At 44.8% G+C, this 18,873-nt stretch carries 16 protein-coding genes; 8 read left to right on the top strand and 8 right to left on the bottom strand.

The window, feature by feature from the left end; genetic code table 11:
* The first annotated feature begins 3 nt into the window (after positions 1 to 3).
* Positions 4 to 999, top strand: coding sequence for a glycoside hydrolase family 5 protein (locus ACNURT_RS01540; RefSeq protein WP_419700242.1), 996 nt, complete (start codon positions 4 to 6; stop codon positions 997 to 999).
* A 301-nt stretch (positions 1,000 to 1,300) separates the two neighbouring features.
* On the opposite strand, the gene ACNURT_RS01535 is transcribed toward ACNURT_RS01540, so the two are convergent.
* Positions 1,301 to 1,486 (bottom strand): hypothetical protein, encoded by a 186-nt coding sequence (locus tag ACNURT_RS01535; RefSeq protein ID WP_419700241.1) that lies wholly within the window; start codon positions 1,484 to 1,486, stop codon positions 1,301 to 1,303.
* 91 nt (positions 1,487 to 1,577) lie between these two features.
* Here ACNURT_RS01535 and ACNURT_RS01530 point away from each other — a divergent pair, with 91 nt between their 5' ends.
* From ACNURT_RS01530 to ACNURT_RS01515, 4 genes are all read left to right on the top strand, one after another.
* The gene (locus ACNURT_RS01530) at positions 1,578 to 2,516 is read left to right on the top strand and encodes an SPFH domain-containing protein (RefSeq protein ID WP_419700240.1); all 939 of its coding nucleotides are present in this window, start codon (positions 1,578 to 1,580) and stop codon (positions 2,514 to 2,516) included.
* 20 nt (positions 2,517 to 2,536) lie between these two features.
* A complete protein-coding gene (locus ACNURT_RS01525; RefSeq protein ID WP_419700239.1) occupies positions 2,537 to 3,100 on the top strand; it encodes a DUF922 domain-containing protein in 564 nt (187 codons plus the stop codon).
* A 201-nt stretch (positions 3,101 to 3,301) separates the two neighbouring features.
* Positions 3,302 to 4,420, top strand: coding sequence for a DNA polymerase IV (gene dinB / locus ACNURT_RS01520; protein WP_419700238.1), 1,119 nt, complete (start codon positions 3,302 to 3,304; stop codon positions 4,418 to 4,420).
* A gap of 158 nt (positions 4,421 to 4,578) precedes the next feature.
* Positions 4,579 to 7,473, top strand: a complete 2,895-nt coding sequence (locus tag ACNURT_RS01515) for an SNF2-related protein (RefSeq protein WP_419700237.1) — start codon at positions 4,579 to 4,581, stop codon at positions 7,471 to 7,473.
* A gap of 544 nt (positions 7,474 to 8,017) precedes the next feature.
* Here ACNURT_RS01515 and ACNURT_RS01510 read toward each other — a convergent pair.
* From ACNURT_RS01510 to aspS, 7 genes are all read right to left on the bottom strand, one after another.
* On the bottom strand, positions 8,018 to 8,332 hold the full coding sequence (locus tag ACNURT_RS01510) for a low molecular weight protein tyrosine phosphatase family protein (RefSeq protein ID WP_419700236.1): 315 nt from the start codon (positions 8,330 to 8,332) through the stop codon (positions 8,018 to 8,020).
* A gap of 14 nt (positions 8,333 to 8,346) precedes the next feature.
* A complete protein-coding gene (locus ACNURT_RS01505; protein ID WP_370996942.1) occupies positions 8,347 to 9,012 on the bottom strand; it encodes a hypothetical protein in 666 nt (221 codons plus the stop codon).
* 25 nt (positions 9,013 to 9,037) lie between these two features.
* Positions 9,038 to 9,550, bottom strand: a complete 513-nt coding sequence (locus ACNURT_RS01500) for a nuclear transport factor 2 family protein (protein ID WP_419700235.1) — start codon at positions 9,548 to 9,550, stop codon at positions 9,038 to 9,040.
* Positions 9,551 to 9,577: 27 nt separating this feature from the next.
* Positions 9,578 to 10,882 (bottom strand): amidohydrolase, encoded by a 1,305-nt coding sequence (locus tag ACNURT_RS01495; RefSeq protein ID WP_419700234.1) that lies wholly within the window; start codon positions 10,880 to 10,882, stop codon positions 9,578 to 9,580.
* Positions 10,883 to 10,974: 92 nt separating this feature from the next.
* Positions 10,975 to 11,454 (bottom strand): FKBP-type peptidyl-prolyl cis-trans isomerase, encoded by a 480-nt coding sequence (locus tag ACNURT_RS01490; protein WP_419700233.1) that lies wholly within the window; start codon positions 11,452 to 11,454, stop codon positions 10,975 to 10,977.
* A 114-nt stretch (positions 11,455 to 11,568) separates the two neighbouring features.
* The gene (locus ACNURT_RS01485; RefSeq protein WP_419700232.1) at positions 11,569 to 12,030 is read right to left on the bottom strand and encodes an FKBP-type peptidyl-prolyl cis-trans isomerase; all 462 of its coding nucleotides are present in this window, start codon (positions 12,028 to 12,030) and stop codon (positions 11,569 to 11,571) included.
* Positions 12,031 to 12,115: 85 nt separating this feature from the next.
* A complete protein-coding gene (gene aspS / locus ACNURT_RS01480; RefSeq protein ID WP_419700231.1) occupies positions 12,116 to 13,861 on the bottom strand; it encodes an aspartate--tRNA ligase in 1,746 nt (581 codons plus the stop codon).
* Between the two features lie 422 nt (positions 13,862 to 14,283).
* On the opposite strand from aspS, the gene ACNURT_RS01475 reads away from it, so the two are divergent.
* From ACNURT_RS01475 to ACNURT_RS01465, 3 genes are all read left to right on the top strand, one after another.
* Entirely contained in the window at positions 14,284 to 16,740 is a 2,457-nt protein-coding gene (locus ACNURT_RS01475; protein ID WP_419700230.1) for a TonB-dependent receptor, read from the top strand.
* A 197-nt stretch (positions 16,741 to 16,937) separates the two neighbouring features.
* The gene (gene pnuC / locus ACNURT_RS01470; protein WP_419700229.1) at positions 16,938 to 17,558 is read left to right on the top strand and encodes a nicotinamide riboside transporter PnuC; all 621 of its coding nucleotides are present in this window, start codon (positions 16,938 to 16,940) and stop codon (positions 17,556 to 17,558) included.
* 165 nt (positions 17,559 to 17,723) lie between these two features.
* The gene (locus ACNURT_RS01465; RefSeq protein ID WP_419700228.1) at positions 17,724 to 18,809 is read left to right on the top strand and encodes an acyl-CoA dehydrogenase; all 1,086 of its coding nucleotides are present in this window, start codon (positions 17,724 to 17,726) and stop codon (positions 18,807 to 18,809) included.
* The last annotated feature ends 64 nt before the right edge of the window (positions 18,810 to 18,873 follow it).

The following is an 18,873-nucleotide window of genomic DNA, read 5'->3' as shown; positions in this document are numbered from 1 at the left end:
AAAATGGAAAAAACATTTTTAAAGGTATTCTTATTACTGCTGGCGTATTTTCAGATTGAGCGGGTTAATGCTCAAATCACGCCGCAGCAGGCTATTGCTCATTTACAGAAAGGGATCAATATAGGTAATACATTAGATGCTCCCGGCGGTGAAACCAGTTGGGGACAACCCCTGATTAAACCTTATTATTTTGATGATTACAAAGCTGCCGGATTCACGGCAATTCGTATTCCGGTTACCTGGGAAAGACATGTTGATAGCATAGCCCCGTATGCTATCAATCCTGAGTTTATTGCACGCGTAGAACAGGTGGTTGACTGGGGTTTGAGCAGGGGCTTATATATCATATTAAACTGTCACCACGAGGATCTCATTAAAAAGGATTATTCGCCTAAAAATGTTGCCCGTTTTGAAGCTATATGGAACCAGATTGGCACTCGTTTTAAAGATAAATCCGATCATTTATTATTTGAAATATTGAATGAGCCACACCCGCTCAGTTTGGCAAATCTTAATGATCTGAATAAGCGCATCTTTAAAGTTATCCGAAAGAGCAATCCTACACGCATCATCGTTTATGCGGGCACAGAATGGAGCAGTGATTCTGAGTTATTAAAGGCCGACATTCCTAAGGATAAATATCTGATCGCGAATTTTCATTGCTATAGCCCCTGGACCTGGGTTTCTGGAAAAGATAAGAATATTTCCTGGGGCACACCAGCCGAGAAGAACGAGATTAAGGCAATATTTGACAGGGTCCATAACTTTTTTGCTCCTAAAGGCATACCGGTTATGGTAAATGAATATGGTTGTCCGGCAGGTAAATTGCAGGAGTGGCGTGTATTATTTTATAAAACTTACGTCGAAAATATCCGCTCGCATGGTTTTGGGTCTTTTGCGTGGGACGATGGGGGTGATTTCAAAACTTACGATAGGACGGGCCGTAAATGGATTGGTGGTGTACAAGAGGTAATAACATCATCATCCGGTGACCAGTAGTTGGGTTAGCGATATTAGTATTTTTGCTTTGTTGGTGTTGTCCATTCTTCCTTTAGCGCAAGTCTTATGCGGTTGTTAGTAGGCTGATGAGCTGTGCTCGTTCATCGGGCTGTATTGAAATCACAAGTCAGCCTTTACCCACAAAACTGCAACGCAAGACTTGCGCCAAAAGAGAGGGGCGAAAGAGAAATCTTCTATCTGTACGCTTTCCCTTTATTCAGCAGAAGATTTCTCCTCGTACCGTTCGAAATGACACTCGGGTTTTTCTAAACTAAAAAAAGCAGAATACCAAAGACGAAGCCTAAGCTTCGTCTTTGGTATTACGGATGAGGCTTATCCCCGTAAAGAAAAATAGTATGGATATAATACCTACAACAACCAATGTTGTGGTTTGACTGCTGTGATTGATGACACCCAGCCCGGTATAAATTAAGCCAATAATACCGAGTACAGTTAATATGGCTCCAAAAGTTCGTTTTAGGTTCATGGTTTTTATTGCTGTTTTATAAAGCATTTTTATAAAAACAAATAACACACCAATAATTAATACTACATTTATTTACTAAATATTATCAACCATGACAGCCGAAATTACTTTTGGAATAATTGTACTCATTCTCCTTATTGTTTTATCAACCTCTTTTGTGTCTGTAAAACAGGGCACTATAGTAGTGATCACGGTGTTTGGAAAATACCGGCGGATACTAACACCGGGCCTGAATTTTAAACTGCCATTTATCGAAAATGTATACTCCAAAATATCTATCCAGAACCGTTCGGTCGAGCTGGAGTTTCAGGCAGTAACTTTTGATCAGGCCAATGTTTATTTCAAGGCCATGCTGCTGTATTCGGTGCTTGATCAGCAGGAAGAAACCATAAAAAACGTAGCCTTTAAATTTGTTGATGAGCGTAACCTCATGCAGGCCCTTATCCGCACGGTTGAAGGTTCTATTCGCGCCTTTGTAGCCACCAAGCGCCAGAGCGAGGTATTGATATTGCGCCGCGATATTGTAGAGCATGTAAAAGAACAGCTCGATCAGATACTCGAGAGTTGGGGATATCACCTACAGGATCTGCAATTGAATGATATTACTTTTGATGATGTGATCATGAAATCCATGAGCCAGGTAGTGGCATCCAACAACCTGAAAGCAGCCGCCGAAAACGAAGGCCAGGCATTACTGATCACCAAAACAAAAGCGGCGGAGGCCGAAGGTAACGCCATCAAGATCTCGGCGCAGGCCGAACGGGAAGCAGCCCAGTTACGTGGTCAGGGTATCGCCCTGTTCCGTGAGGAAGTAGCCCGTGGTATGACTGTTGCCGCTAAAGAAATGGCCGAGGCCAATATGGATACCTCGGTGATCATGTTTACCATGTGGACAGAATCTATCAAACACTTCGCCGAAAATTCGCAAGGCAACGTGATATTCCTTGACGGATCAACCGATCAGATGCAGCATACTTTAAAAGAAATGATGGGCTTAAACCTTTTACAGAATGACAAAGTCAAAAAGTAAAAGTTTAACCTGCGTATTTCATGAATGTAAGATGGCTTAAAGAGGCGCTCATAGCCGCCCTGTTTTTAATAACGATAACCAGGGCACAGGCCCAACAACAATTCCATCAACTAACCATTAACGATTTTGGCGGCGCGCCGCGTGTAAATGCACGCGGCGTAGTTGCTTATACCAACTGCACCATTGATTTTAAATATCAGGCCAACCGGGTAAACGGTGGCTTTATGCTCAACGCCTTTGTAAAGCTGATACTAAATACCGAAAGATCCTGGCTCGACAGGAGCCGGATAACATCCAACCAGGTACTGTCAGAAGTATTAAAACATGAACAGGGGCATTATACCATTGCCTACCTGGAACAGCAGGAATTACTCCGTGAAATTGGCAGAACCCGTTTTAGTCGCAATTATCAATACGAGGCCATGAACCTGTTTAATCGCATTGATAACAAATACAAGCAGATGAATACCGACTATGATGAGGACACCCAGCACATGACCGACCGCGTGCAGCAGCACAGCTGGGATGTATATTTTCAAAAGCAATTACAGTTTATGCCGGTGGAGGATAGGGAGGGGCGATAAACCCAACCAACACGTCATTGAGGTACGAAGCAATCTCTATGCTGTACAGAGCGAATAACCAAGTATTAAACTTTGCATGACGGATTGACCTCCGTAGAGATTGCTTCGTTCCTCACAATGACGGGTGTTTTTATTTGACACAAATTAAAGGCTGCGTTTCAGCTATTCATTTTAGCAAAGCCTCTACGTATCTTTGTCCTAATGCCAAACGAGTTCACTCAGATCATCCGTAAAATTATCCATATTGATATGGATGCTTTTTACGCGTCTGTTGAGCAGCGCGACTTTCCCGAGTACCGGGGCAAGGCTTTGGTGGTGGGTGGCTCGCCGCAAGGCAGGGGTGGCGTGGTAGCTACAGCCAGTTATGAAGCGCGTAAATTTGGTGTGCGCTCGGCCATGTCATCAAAAAGAGCCTTGCAGCTTTGTCCGGATGCCATATTTGTACGGCCTCGTTTTGCGGCCTATGGTGAAGTATCACAAAGGATCAGGGAAATATTCAGTCGGTATACCGACCTGATCGAACCACTGTCGTTAGATGAAGCCTATCTGGATGTAACCAATGATAAGCTGAACGTAGGTTCGGCCATTGAAATAGCCAAACAGATTAAGCAGGCTATCAAAGATGAATTGCAGCTTACTGCCTCGGCAGGTGTATCCATCAATAAGTTTGTAGCCAAAATAGCATCGGATATCAATAAGCCCGACGGTTTAAAATTCATCGGTCCGTCCAGCATCGAAGATTTTATGGAGCAATTACCTGTTGAAAAGTTTTTTGGTGTGGGTAAGGTGACCGCTCAAAAAATGAAACAAATGGGCCTGCATACCGGCGCCGACCTGAAAAAACTGACGGAGGATGAATTGGTAAGGCACTTTGGCAAAACCGGCAGGTTTTATTACCAGATTGTACGGGGTGTGGATAACCGAGAGGTGCAGCCCCACCGCGAAACCAAATCGTTAGGGGCTGAGGATACTTTCGCGTACGACCTCACCACGCTGGAAGAAATGGATGCCGAACTCGACAAAATAGCGCTCACGGTTTATAACCGCCTGCTTAAATATGATCTTAAAGGCCGTACCCTTACCCTCAAAGTAAAATACAGCGACTTTAAGCAGATCACCCGGAACCAATCTTTCCCGGAGGTATTTAATGACTTGGAAACCATCAGCCAAACGGCTAAACATATCATGGCTGCTAATTATACAGAGGATGCCAAAGTGAGACTATTGGGTATATCTCTATCAAACTTTGGTGATGCAGTGGTTAAATCAAAACAGGAAAAAGAAGCCGGCCCGGGCGATCAGCTGGCACTGGAATTTTAGCCCCCTAAGCCCCTAAAGGGGAATCAAAATCAACTTTTAATTAAATAATGAGTTGTGTTAACAATTATTTAACAGAAAACACTTTCAAATAAAGTAAATTCTCATTACGTTTGAATTTTTTGTTGATGTAACTTCTATTAATTTTTTATCAAAAGTTAATGTTACGCGTCGACAGTACCAAACCATGCCAGATCATTTATGCCATTGCCCGGCATGAGTATTTGTCGTACGTTATTGAGCCACATATAGTTCAGCTTAATCCAAACGGCGAATTTTCACTAACCCACCAGCGTTTATTCTCCAATACAGCCAAGGAATTTATCCATTGTTTGGACGATACAGATATCAAGCTCATCAAGATCCTCGAAGAAATGGAGCAGGGCAACGTGATCAAACGTTATTATAAAAAGCCAATCCGCCCTTTTGAGTTTTTCTCTAAGATATTTAACGAGCAGCTTTTTGATACCATTCGCCCCAAAATGGAAAGGCGTATGGCCGAAGCATTAGCTTTGCTGTCCAGTAAACAGGTATACCAGATGAGCAAAGAGGGCTATCCTGCCGAACGCAAGCTGCAGATAGCCACCGAAGCCGCTTCGGTATTGTTCCATTTTAGGCGTAATGAGGAGGAGATCAGGTATTTCCCCACCATCAAATACCAGGGCATGCGCATTGAGTTCATGTTCAAAAACGCCGAGATCATTTGCAACCACCCCGCCTGGATGCTGCTGGATGATACCCTGTATTATTTTGATAAAGAAATAGAAGGTAAAAAGCTGCAGCCATTCCTTAATAAGCGATATATCGCTATTCCCCGGTCGTCAGAGCAATCCTACTTTGAAAAGTTTGTTGCGCCGTTGATTGAAAAGCATAACGTTTATGCCGAAGGTTTTGTCATCAATACTGAAAAATACGATGCGCAGGCCGCGCTGAAACCTATTTATATTGAAGGCGGTACCTCGCAGTTACAGCTATATTTTAAATATGCCGGCTATATTTTCCCATATGGCGATGGCAGGCATGTATCTGTCCGGATGGAAAAAAATGGCGACGAATATATCTTCCATCGCATTAAACGCTCTATCACCTGGGAAAAGAACAAGATGCAGCAGTTGGAGCAGATGGGCCTCAAAACGACGTCGAGCCTGTTCCAAAACCTGGAGGTTGACAACCATGATGAGGACGCCGATCACTCTTTTTCGGTTTTTGAATGGCTTAACCAGCATCATGACGAGTTGATTGAGCAGGGTTTTGAACTGGAGCAGCCAGAGGGCCAAAAACGCTATGTATTTGGCAACAGCAAAATTGACCTGGAAGTAAAAGAAAATAACGACTGGTTTGATATTCATGCCATTGTATGGTTCGGGCCGTACAGCATACCATTTATCCAGCTCCGAAATCATATTCTTAACCGTAAAAAGGAATTTACGCTGCCATCGGGCGAGATTGCCGTGATACCCGAAAAATGGTTTTCGCAGTATGGTAACCTGCTGCACTTTTCTGAAGGTAGTAACGATCTAAAGTTGCGCCGCCACCATATAGGCCTGGTAAATGACCTGGCCGAAGGCGAAATGGTCAACGTGACCATGACCCGCAAGCTGCAAAAGCTAACCGATTTTGAGGAGCTGGAAGAGGTAGATATGCCGCAGCATTTTGCCGGTAATTTAAGGCCCTATCAAAAGGCAGGCTATAACTGGTTCCACTTTTTAAAGAACTATCATTTTGGCGGCTGTCTGGCTGATGATATGGGACTTGGTAAAACCATACAGACCCTGGCCCTGCTGCAAAAACACAAAGAAGATACCGAGGCCGCAGGCAGCAAAGCTACATCGCTGGTGATCATGCCCACCTCGCTCATTTATAACTGGCTTAACGAGGCTAAAAAGTTTGCGCCACAGCTTAAACTCATGGTGCATACAGGTACCTTGCGCTACCGCTCGGCCGATGTGTTTGCCAATTACGATGTAGTGATAACTACTTACGGCATCAGCCGGATTGATATTGGCATGTTTAAGGAATACTTTTTTGATTATGTGATACTGGACGAAAGTCAGAATATCAAAAATCCGTCGTCCAAATCGTTCCAGGCGGTTAAGCAATTGAAATCGCGCTTTAAGCTGATACTGAGCGGTACCCCGGTTGAAAACTCGGTGAACGACTTGTGGACACAAATGTCATTCATTAACCCGGGTTTGCTGGGCGGTCAGCAGTTTTTTCAGAATGAATTTGTAACACCTATTGAAAAGAAAAAGGACGAGGACAAAGCCCGCAAACTACAGGCATTAATAAAACCTTTTGTATTACGCCGTACCAAGGAACAGGTAGCTACCGAGTTGCCGCCAAAAACCGAAAACCTTTTCTATTGCCAAATGAGCGAAGAACAAGCCTCGGTTTACGAAAAAGTAAAATCAGAATATCGCAACGAACTGCTTAAAAGTCTGGAGGACGGCACCTTTGCCAGAACCCAGATCCAGGTACTGCAAGGTTTGATTAAACTACGGCAGATAGCCAATCACCCTATTATGATCGACGATGATTATGAGGGTGATAGTGGCAAGTTTGAAAACGTGGTGCATACCCTGGCCAACGTATTGGATGGTGGGCATAAAGTGTTGATATTTTCGCAGTTTGTAAAACAACTAAGCATTTACCGTGAGCATTTTGAGCGCGAAAGCATACCTTATGTATACCTGGATGGTAGTACCCAGAACCGTGGCGATGTGGTGAAACAATTCCAGGAAGATCAGAAAACACGCGTTTTCCTGATCTCGATAAAAGCAGGTGGTGTAGGCTTAAACTTAACCGAGGCTGATTATGTATTTATCCTCGACCCGTGGTGGAACCCGGCTGTGGAACAGCAGGCTATTGACCGTACGCACCGTATCGGCCAAACCAAAAACGTGTTCATCTACAAATTTATCACCAAGGATACGGTAGAAGAGAAGATCCTGGCCCTGCAGCAACGCAAATTAAGCCTGAGCCGCGCGCTCATTACTACCGAGGAAAGCTTTATTAAATCGCTTACTGCTGATGATATCAGGGAGATATTGGGGTAATCTTCCCTCTACACGCGTCATTGCGAGATTAAAAATCCGTTAGGCCTCTGAAAGTGTGAAATGACATATCTTTGCATAAGCTGTACAGCGTGGCCGAAGTCAATATAGTGCTTAATGCCTGTTTGCGAGTATGGTTCCGAAGAAAAGAGTCTGAAAGTTTGGTACGACCCTGAAAAGGGTTTGTCCGATGGGTAGCCTGTCATTTTTTTTAAACTCCTTCGGGTGCAGCTTATATTTAATAAGGCATTTAGGAATCTGAATGTCCCCAATCGAGGTTGATATCGGTTGTGGTTTTTTATTGGCCTACCCTCAGGTAAATGCTGAGTATTTAAGTGTCTAATAGATAGATTGTTATGGTTTTATCTCACCACATATTCTGCAAAAAGCAGACTATATTACATATAAACATGTCATGGGTAGGTACGAAGCAATCTCTATGCTGTACAGAGAGAATTACTAAGTGATGAACCTGCATAATTGACCTGCCTGTGTAGAGATTGCTTCGTACCTCGCAATGGCGCGTGTGTTGTTTTAATGATTACTTTTACAAATATTCCCGCAAAACCTCTTCCAAAATAGCAACCAGCTCCTGATCATTAAATTGATAGTTGTCTTCAATATCCAGTACCACCAGCTGCTTGCCGGTCATATCAAAGCGCTGTTTTAATAGTTGCTGATGTTTACGCTCCATCACGAATATTATATCGGCCCGATCGATCATTTTCTGACTGATGCGGATACGTGCCTTATCGCTGGTACCGGCAGAGTATGCCAGGTGCACCGGATGGTTTTTAAATAAAAGCTCGGCTGTAGGGCTTCGCCATTGGTTTTTACTGCAGATGAAAAATAAGTTGGCCAAGGAGTGATCTAATATCAGGTTGAACTAAGCGCTGCTGAAAATTTGAATATAACACTGATGACAAAGAACACAATGGATAAGTAAAATATTCGTTTTCCCTGCTTTCGGTCGTTGTCGCTATAGCTGTAAACCCGTTCGCCATCAGGCAGTGTTTTTTTGAAGGATGACAAGTGCCAGCCAATAAAGATGCCTAATAGCCCGCCTGCGATAGCGAATATATATCCTAAGATAATCCAGGTGGTTTGTGGTGGTTCCGGTTGTTTAAGGGCTTCTATCCGGCTTTTATGCAGCCCGGATAATTTCTGATCATTAATTTCAACTCCGCGTTCGGTAAGTATTTTTCTGGCCAGCTGATAGTCGAACGGGCTCCATTCATCAGCTTTGGCCAAAATATCTATGAGCTCTTCGTTACTAAAGCCAAACAGGTAATGATCCGGATCGGCCTGGTCAATATTTGTACGCTCGCTGTCATTCAGCAAGCGGTTTACCAACTCAAAATCTACGGCTCGTATTTTTACAATGTAATCTTTAGATAGCTCGCTGTTAACAAATGCCGGATTAAAGGAAAACTGGCTTTCTTCTACCCCATGTGGAATATGATGTTGATCCAGCAGCGTGGTAAGCTCACTTGCTAAAGCCGGGTCATTAAAGGTTTGAAAGGTAATAAGGTCAGGTTGCATATGGGTAGAGCTAAAGTATCATAGATCAAAGTCCGTTTTTGGGTACCCAGGCCTGGCTTTTGATGAGCCATTTGTCGCTGACAAGACGGAGCACAAATGAAAAGGCCCCCTCCTCATTAAATGCGTCGCCGTTAATGGTGCCGGTGTATTCAACGGGTACTACCAGATAAGCTACTTCTTCGGTTTGCTGGAAAACCTTGATGCGTTTAACTTCAACCTTGAAATCTTTTATTTTAAAACCCTTTACCGCCTTCTGTACCGAGTTTATCCATTGCACGCCTGCCAGTGGGCCAGCCCACGAAAAAGGCTGCTGCTCGTCGCTTATTACAGCATTTGGGGTATAAAATTCAGCTATTTTTTCGATATTAAAAGTATACGAAGCCTTGAGTACCGTATTTACAATTTCCAACACTTCGGGCTTTAATGTTTTTATAGTTTTTGCAGTGTCTACGCTATTAATACCTGCAGCATGCGTTTTGTTCACAACCGAAAAGGTTAAGAGCAAACCTACACATGCTATAGTAAATATGTTTTTCATCTTACGAAGCTGTTAATATGATCTGTACTATTTGCCATAGCTATTCATATAGTCCAAAGTTAAGTTACAAAGAGCCTTAACTCCTAATGTAAATCCGCTTTCATCAATAAAAAAATCGGGCGTATGGTGCGATGGCGCTTTTAACGGATCCTGACCTTTAGGCATTCCGCCTAAAAAGAAGAATAATCCGGGTACTTTTTCCTGGTAAAAACTAAAATCCTCGGCGCCGGTAACGGGCGGGCGCAGCAGCACATTTTCGGCTCCGGCGGTATGTTGTAAACTGGGCAGCATTTTTTCGGTTAGCTTAACATCATTAAAAGTAACCGGGTAATGATTGCTGTATGGAATCTTCACCTCGGCGGTAGCGCCTTGTGCTTCGGCGGTTTTGGTGGCTATTTGTTTAACGCGCTCAATCAGTAGTTTTTCATCGGCAAGGGTAAAAGAACGTAGTGTACCCAGCATTTCTACCCGTTCCGGAATAATATTAGAGCGGTTGCCGGCTTTAATGGCACCGATGGTTACCACTGCCGGGTTTTGGGTCACGTCAACATTACGACTCACAATGGTTTGCAGGTTGTTAATGATCTCGGCCGAAACTACGATCGGGTCAACGCTCGACCATGGATAAGCGCCGTGAGCCGATCGCCCTTTTACAATGATCTGCATGTCGTTTACCCCGGCCATTGTTCCGCCTGGGCGATAAGTGATCTTACCAACTTCGGTTTGAGAGTTGATATGCAGACCAAATATGGCATCAACCTTTGGGTTTTCCAATACACCTTCCTTTACCATTTCTTCGGCGCCGCCTTTCTGGCCGGGTTCCACCCCTTCTTCTGCGGGCTGAAAAATGAATTTTACGGTACCGTGGAGCTCGCTTTTCATGGTTGATAGCACCTGGGCCACGGCCATCAGAATAGCCATATGCGAATCATGCCCGCAGGCATGCATCACACCAACTTCCTGTCCGTTATAAGTGGTTTTTACTTTGGATGCAAAGGGAACAGGTGTACGTTCAACTACCGGCAGGCCATCCATATCGGCCCGCAAAGCAACAACCGGTCCGGGTTTATCGCCTTTTAAAATACCAACTACACCGGTGGTAGCAATACCAGTTTGTACCTGTATGCCTAAGGACTGCAGGTGTTTGGCAATAATACCCGATGTGCGTACCTCATGGTTCCCCAGTTCCGGGTGTTCATGAAAATCCCTCCGCCAGGCAACTATCTTGCTTTGCAAAGCATCGGCTTTGGTGCTTACTGTGCTTGACACATCAGTTTGTGCAAGCGCTTGCAGACTGGTTAAGGACAGTAATAGGGTGTAAAGTTGCTTCATGCCAGATTATTTACGCTAAATATAAGTATAAACAATAAAAAACGATAGCATGTTGAATGCTATCGTTTTTTACAAATATTATGATGTGGTTTTTAATTAATACTAATGAGGTCTATCGTAAATATCAATACCGAATTTGCCGGTATCGGACCGTTTGGATAAGGGCCATAACCATACCTGGAGGGGATAAGCAGAATGATGCGTCCGCCGGCTTTAATAAAGGGTACGCCGATAGTCCAACCGGGTATAACTTGCGACAGGCTGGTTTGATAACTTGTTTTTGAATCGAATGGGTTATCATTAAGCAACTTACCGGTATAGTTAACGGTAACGGTTGAACCGCCAGATGGGTTTGGGCCGCTGCCGGGAGTTACGATCTGATAGTATATGCCCGAAGTATCCTTGGTAGCGGTGATATCGGTGTGCGCGGCAAGATATGTTTTTATAGCGGCATCATCGGTAACAGCCTGTACCGCAGGATCAACCACAACAGGTGGTTTCTGTTGTTCTGTTTTCAGGCAGGATGACAGGGTGATGATGGCCAAACCCAATAGTAAAAAGTATCTTTTCATGTTCATCTGTCGTTAATAGTAGTAGTTTGAGTGCATCTAATATAGATTTAACTATGGACTAAAGCTAAATAGTAATAAATAAGATACAATATTGAAACAGGATCATCGTATTTTCTATTGAACCTTAACAAGATCGATATCAAATGTCAACACCGCGTTTTCGGGAATGGGGCCGGCGCCGCCAGCGCCGTAAGCCAGATGCGATGGTACGTACAGCACCATGTTGCCACCTGGTTTTAAATGCGGTACCGCTATTTGCCAGGCCTTAACCAGGCTCGATAAGGGTCTCGAAAAATTGCTGCCTTTATCATACAACTGCCCGCCCATGAGGGAACAGGTATAATTAACGGTTACGGTTGAACCTTCGGTAGGGGTAATGCCTGTCCCCGGTTTTATGATCTGATAATATAATCCCGATGGATCTTTCACGGCTTTGATCTGCGGATTGGCTTTCAGGTATACCCGGATCAGGGAGTCATCGACTTTGGCCTGCTGCGCCATCTGACCCGACATAGAACCGCCGCATGAGGTCAGAAAGAGCACAATGGCGCTTAATAGTAAAAAGTATTTAGTCATAATAGTTTAATCAAAAAGCTCCCTCCAAATATCAGCTAAAGAGCGGAATTTGAAGAGAGCTTTGGTTATTTATTGATGGTTTTACTTAAACTGTTGTTTTGATCTTGAGTTCGGTCATCTGCGCATCGGCGATGGTGGATGGCGAATCGATCATCACATCACGGCCCGAGTTGTTTTTCGGGAAAGCGATCACGTCGCGGATAGAATCCAAGCCGGCAAAAATAGATACCAAACGATCAAATCCCAACGCTAAACCACCATGTGGTGGAGCGCCATATTCAAAAGCATCCATTAAAAAGCCGAATTGTTTTTGCGCTTCTTCCGGCGAAAATCCCAGGTGTTTGAACATCAGCGATTGCATACCACGATCATGGATCCGGATGGAACCGCCGCCTACTTCGGTGCCGTTGATCACCAGGTCATACGCGTTGGCGCGTACTGCTCCGGGATCGGTATCCAGCAGGGCAATATCCTCCGGTTTGGGCGAAGTGAAGGGGTGGTGCATGGCATGGTAACGGCTGGTTTCTTCGTCCCATTCCAATAGCGGGAAATCCAGCACCCATAACGGCGCGAATTTATTTTTATCGCGCAGGCCCAAACGGCTGCCCATCTCTAAGCGCAGCTCGTTCAGTTGCTTGCGTACCTTATCGGTATTGCCGGCCAATACCAGCATCAAGTCGCCTTTTTCAGCGTTGAAAGCTGCCGCCCAGTTGGTGAGCTCGTCTTCGCTGTAAAATTTATCAACCGATGATTTTAACGTGCTATCCTCATTATAACGGCAATAGATCATACCGGTAACGCCAATCTGCGGGCGTTTTAACCATTCGGTCAGTTCGTCAATTTGTTTGCGGGTGTAGCTGGCGCAGCCTTTGGCGTTGATACCTACTACCAGTTCAGCATTATCAAAAATGCCAAAACCTTTGCCTTTTACAATGTCGTTCAGCTCCACAAACTCCATCCCGAAACGAACGTCGGGTTTGTCTGATCCATACAAGCGCATGGCATCGGCATATTGCATCCGTGGGAAATCACCCAGGTCAATACCTTTTACAGTGGTAAACAGATGGCGGGTTAATCCCTCAAAAATGTTTAATATATCTTCCTGGGTAATGAAGGAAAGCTCACAATCTATCTGGGTAAACTCCGGCTGACGATCAGCGCGCAGATCCTCGTCACGGAAACATTTCACGATCTGGAAATAACGGTCGAAGCCGCTCACCATCAACAATTGCTTAAATGTTTGCGGTGATTGCGGAAGGGCGTAAAACTCGCCCGGGTTCATGCGGCTTGGCACCACAAAGTCACGAGCTCCTTCAGGAGTGGATTTGATGAGCACCGGGGTTTCCACCTCAATAAAATCAAGCTTGTCTAAATACTTACGGATCTCCTGTGCCATTTTGTGGCGCAGTACCAAATTGTTACGGATAGGCGCACGGCGCAGATCAAGGTAACGGTATTTAGCACGAAGTTCTTCGCCGCCATCGGTTTCATCCTCAATTAAAAACGGGGGCAATTTGGCCGCGTTCAGAATTTCGATATTTTCAACGGCAATTTCAATTTCGCCGGTTGGTATCTTGTTGTTTTTGCTCGTACGTTCCAGAACCTTGCCGGTAAGTTTGATCACAAACTCGCGACCAAGACCGCGGCCAATTTCACGTACGGCAGCGTTGGTATCGGTATTGATCACCAGTTGAGTTAAACCATAACGGTCGCGCACATCAATAAATGTGGTACCGCCCAGGTCGCGCGATTTTTGTACCCATCCGCATAAAGTAACCGATTGGCCTAAGTTGCTGATATTTAATTCGCCGCAGGTATGAGTTCTAAGCATAATAGCAATAGTTTTATAAAAGTCTGCAAAAGTAAGTTTTTAGTTGGAAGTCCGAAAGACCGAGAGACGGAAAGTCCGGAAGTTTTGATCTTTTAATGATTAGTTGCTTTTCTTCCGGGGCTTCCGGACTTTTTCAACTTTCGGACTAAAACCCTATCTTTGCCGTATAATTTTCTCAAGGGGGTGCCTTGCTTTGAGCAATCAAACTGAAAGACAGGCTGAGATCAAACCCATTGTTTAAGTCTTAAGTTCTAAATCCTAAGTTCTAAGTCATTCATGACTTTCGACTAAAGACCCCCGACTAAAGACTTTGACATGCACCTGATCCGGATAATGCCGGCGTAGGGATAGGTAATAAGTTAAGTGTACTGCGTATTTACCCTGATGGGCAGATGGTTTAACTACATTTTGTATTCGTTATTTTGAAAAATTTGTTTGCGGCTATCGCTGCTTTGCTGTTGCCTGTTGTGGCATCGGCCCAGCTTTCCATCAGCGGAAAGATCACCAACACATCAGGCGAGGTTTTGCCCGGCGCTACTATCTCCATTAACAACCCCGCATTGAGCACCGTTGCTGATGTTACCGGAAAATTTAACTTTACCGATCTCAAAGCCGGTACTTATGTGCTTAAGGCCAGTTATATCGGCTATCAGACTATCAGTAAAAGTATCAGCTTAAATAAAAACGAGGTGATCAACATCACCTTGAACAACGGTGCGCTTACCGCCGAAGAAGTAACCGTAAGCTCTACCCGGGCCAGTAAAAATTCACCGACGGCTTATACCAACCTGAGTAAAAAGGATCTGGCCAAGAACAACTTTGGGCAGGATCTGCCTTATATGCTCAACCAAACCCCGTCGGTAGTGGTTTCTTCTGATGCCGGGGCGGGTATTGGTTATACGGGTATCCGTATCCGCGGATCGGATGCTACTCGTATCAACGTTACTATCAATGGCATCCCGTATAATGATTCGGAAAGCCAGGGTTCGTACTTTGTCGACCTGCCCGATATTACTTCATCTGTAGATAATATCCAGATCCAGCGTGGGGTGGGTACTTCCACCAATGGTGCGGGTGCTTTTGGCGGCAGTATCAATATCCAAACCACCACTCGCCGCGATACCGCTTATGCCGATATCAACGCTTCGGCAGGTTCATACGGTTCCATCAAAACTACCGTTAGCGCGGGTACGGGCTTACTGGGCGGCCATTTTAGTCTGGATGGCCGCGTGTCGCGTATCCATTCTGATGGGTATATTGACAGGGCTACATCAAACCTTAAATCGTTTTTTGTAAGTGGTGCCTGGTATGGTAAAAACAGTACTTTAAGGGCCAATGTGTTTTCGGGTTACGAAACTACTTATCAGGCCTGGAACGGTATTGCCGATTATGTGATAGGCGATAATACCCGCTCAGATAACCGTACCTATAACGAACTGGGATATATAGATGCAACTAACTCGTTCTATAAAAACCAGGTAGACCATTATACCCAAAATCATTACCAGTTATTGTACGATAAAAAAATATCAGACAAGCTATCCTTTAGCGGGGCCCTGCATTATACCAAAGGTAAAGGCTATTACGAGGAATACCGTAATGCCGACTCTTTGAAAAATTATGGGATAGCTCCCGTTGTGGTTGGTCCTAATACCATCAGCGCTACTGATCTGGTACGCAGGCTTTGGCTCAATAACGATTTTTATGGCGTAACTTATGCCCTCAAATATCAGCCGCAAACCAACCTGAACATGACCCTGGGCGGCGCTTATAACCAGTACAAGGGTGCGCATTATGGAGATGTGATTGATGTCTTTACGCCTATCGGTCTGCCATCTAATTATGAATACTACCGCGATAACGCCAAAAAGAACGACTTTAACATATTTGCCCGTGCTGAGTGGCATCTGGATAAAGTATTGCTGTATGCCGATATGCAATACCGCCATATTTATTACTCTTTTTACGGGATAGATAAAAACCTGAATAACGCGCAGCAAACCGCCGAGCTCAACTTTTTTAACCCCAAGGCAGGTATCACTTACCAATTTAACGAGCATAGCAACGTATACGCTTCGTTCGCGGTAGGTAACCATGAACCCAACCGCGATGACTATGTCGATTCGCCGCCGCAGAATCGCCCCAAATCAGAAAACCTGAAAGATTTTGAAGCAGGTTATCGTATCAGCGGCCCTATATTTACAGGCGGAATCAACGGCTTTTATATGTTGTACAAAAACCAGCTGGTATTAACCGGTGCCTTGAATGATGTAGGCAGCCCGGTGCGTACCAACGTGAAGGACAGCTACCGTGTCGGTGTGGAGTTTGATGGCAAAGTGAAAATTACCAATCAGCTCAATTGGGGCTTAACCGCTACCTGGAGCGCCAACAAGATCAAGAACTATCAACAGTTTTTTGCCGATGAAGATGGCGGCCCTTTAGTAGGTGAAAGTTTTAAGAAAACCGATATCGCTTTCTCACCATCGTTAACCGGTTCAAGTGTGATAAGCTACAGCCCGGTAAAAGGTGGCGAGATCGCTTTTATCAGTAAATATGTAAGTCAGCAGTATATTGATAATACCTCCAACCAAAATCCGCAGGGTTATACCATAGCTCCGGAAAACCTGGATAATACCTATGCGGCTAACCGCCTGCTGAAAAGTTATTTTGTGAACGATGTGCGGATAAGATATAACTTTAAAGTAAAGGGTGTAAAAAATATTGGACTGGGCTTGCAGGTGAACAACATCTTCAGCGAAAAATATGAAGCCAATGGCGCTACTTATGCCAATGTTAAGGGGAGTAATATCCTGAATTATAACTACTTTTTCCCACAGGCACCACGCAATTTTATGGCCTCGGTAAGTTTGAGTTTTTAATGGACACTAATTGCACGAATGAGTACGGATTTTACGAATAGGAAGGAGTAAGCATTGGGGCCGGGCTTGTGCGATTCCCCTCTTGAGAGGGGTGGAGGGGTGTGTTTATCGACGCAGAATAACACACCCCAGCCAACGCTCAGTCTTACGCGCCCCCGCTCAAGAGGGGATTTGAATGAACTGAGAAAAAATTGACCATGCATAACTTATTAAATTTGTTTATTGAACAAATACGGGAAACTACCTGGGTGCAATGGCTTGCCGTGGCTTTGGGCGTTGCCGAAGTGCTGCTGGCGCGGGTGAATAACATCTGGCTTTACCCTGCGGGGATATTGGGCACTGCTTTATCCATATTGTTGTTGATGGAAGCACAACTGTATGCCGAATCGCTGCTCAACGTGTATTATATCGTAATGAGTGTTTATGGCTGGGTATACTGGGTAAAAAAACGTGATCAGCCGCCCGTAAAAGTCACCTGGTCAACCCGAACAGAGTGGATTATCAGCTTATCCATATCATTGGGCGGCTGGGCGGTCCTGTATTTTTTGCTCCGGTACTTTACGCCATCAAACGTGTCGTTATGGGATGCCTTTGTATCCTCAACCGCATGGGCGGGCATGTGGTTGCTGGCACGACGAAAAATAGAGAACTGGATATTTTTAAACATATCCAACCTGTTTGCCGTACCGCTGTTGTTTTATAAAAAACTGCCCATGTTTGCCGTACTCACCATATTTTTATTCATTGTGGCCTGTTTTGGATATTTTGACTGGCGGAGAAGAGCCCAAGGCCCAAAGCTTAAAGCCGAAAGTTTGTAAGAAAAAGTCTTATTCCAGCCCTTCTCCTTTGGAGAAGGGCTGGAAAATATGAAAGATCCTGCCAATCAAAAGTCCTCTCCGAAGGAGAGGACTTTTGATTGGCTAAACGTTTGTAAATATGAAAATTGCTTTAGGCTTTTCGCCTTTAGCTTTAAGCTCAAAAAAATGCATCCATCAACCCACCTCAAACCCGAATGGGTAAATATCATCAGGGAAGCAGTACCCGCGGCAGAAAAGGCGGGGATGCTGCAGCCAGCGCAATTGGCGCTGGTGCACGAGCAGGGCTGGTTTAAATTTCTGGTGCCTCAGGCTTACGGCGGCTTGCAACTTTCGCTGCCAGATATGGTTAGGCTGGAAGAAAGCCTGGCCTGGGCCAATGGCAGCCTGGGCTGGGTAGTTACGCTTTGCGCTGGAGCAGGATGGTTTGGCGGATTTTTATCACCCGAAATGGCACCGGGGATTTTTGACAATCCAAAACTATGCCTGGCCGGTAGTGGAGCCGCCACGGGTACGGCAACCATAACCGATGGCGGGTATCTCGTCAACGGCCGCTGGAAATATGCCAGCGGGGTGCACCACGCCACGCATTTGACCGCTAATTGCGTCATCAAACAAGGCGATGAAACGGTGTTGAATGATGATGGTTCACCGCGGATATTGCCCTTTATTTTTGACCGTAAAGATGTCACCCTGATATCTGCCTGGAAATTTATGGGTATGATGGGCACCGGCAGCGACGCCTATGAAGTGCGTGATCTTTTTGTGGAAAACAACAGGTGTTTTAAAATTGATCCTGACAACGCAGTAATTGCCGGACCTTTATACCAATACCCCTTTATACAACTGGCCGAGGCTACGCTGGCGGCCAACATATCGGGCATGGCGGTTCATTTTACAGATCTGTGTGCTACTATTTTTGATGAAAGATCAGAGAATAAACACTTGACAAAAGATCGGAGGGAGATCATCAAACAACTGCATGAAAAATTGACCAATAAGTTAAACACAGTACGCCTCAAATTTTACAGCTCGGTCGATGCCTCCTGGCAAGGCGCGTTAATGGGGAAAGCCTCACAACTACATCAAATTGGCCAAAGCAGTCGAAAACTGGCCCGCACCGCCCGTGAATGTGTAGATGAGCTGTATCCTTACTGCGGCCTGCAGGCTGCCAATCCCGACACCGAACTCAATCAGGTATGGCGTGATTTGCATACTGCCAGTCAGCATTCGTTGCTGGTGTTTGAGGGCTGATTCAATAATTTGTCAGCGATCATCTACAATTTAAGTGCTCAGTGCATAAGCTCCTGATGGCATA

It is taken from the genome of Mucilaginibacter sp. NFX135, from assembly GCF_048565145.1.
Classification (GTDB): domain Bacteria; phylum Bacteroidota; class Bacteroidia; order Sphingobacteriales; family Sphingobacteriaceae; genus Mucilaginibacter.
The sequence above is the reverse complement of the archived record's forward strand: the minus strand, read 5'-3'. Positions and strand labels throughout refer to the sequence as shown.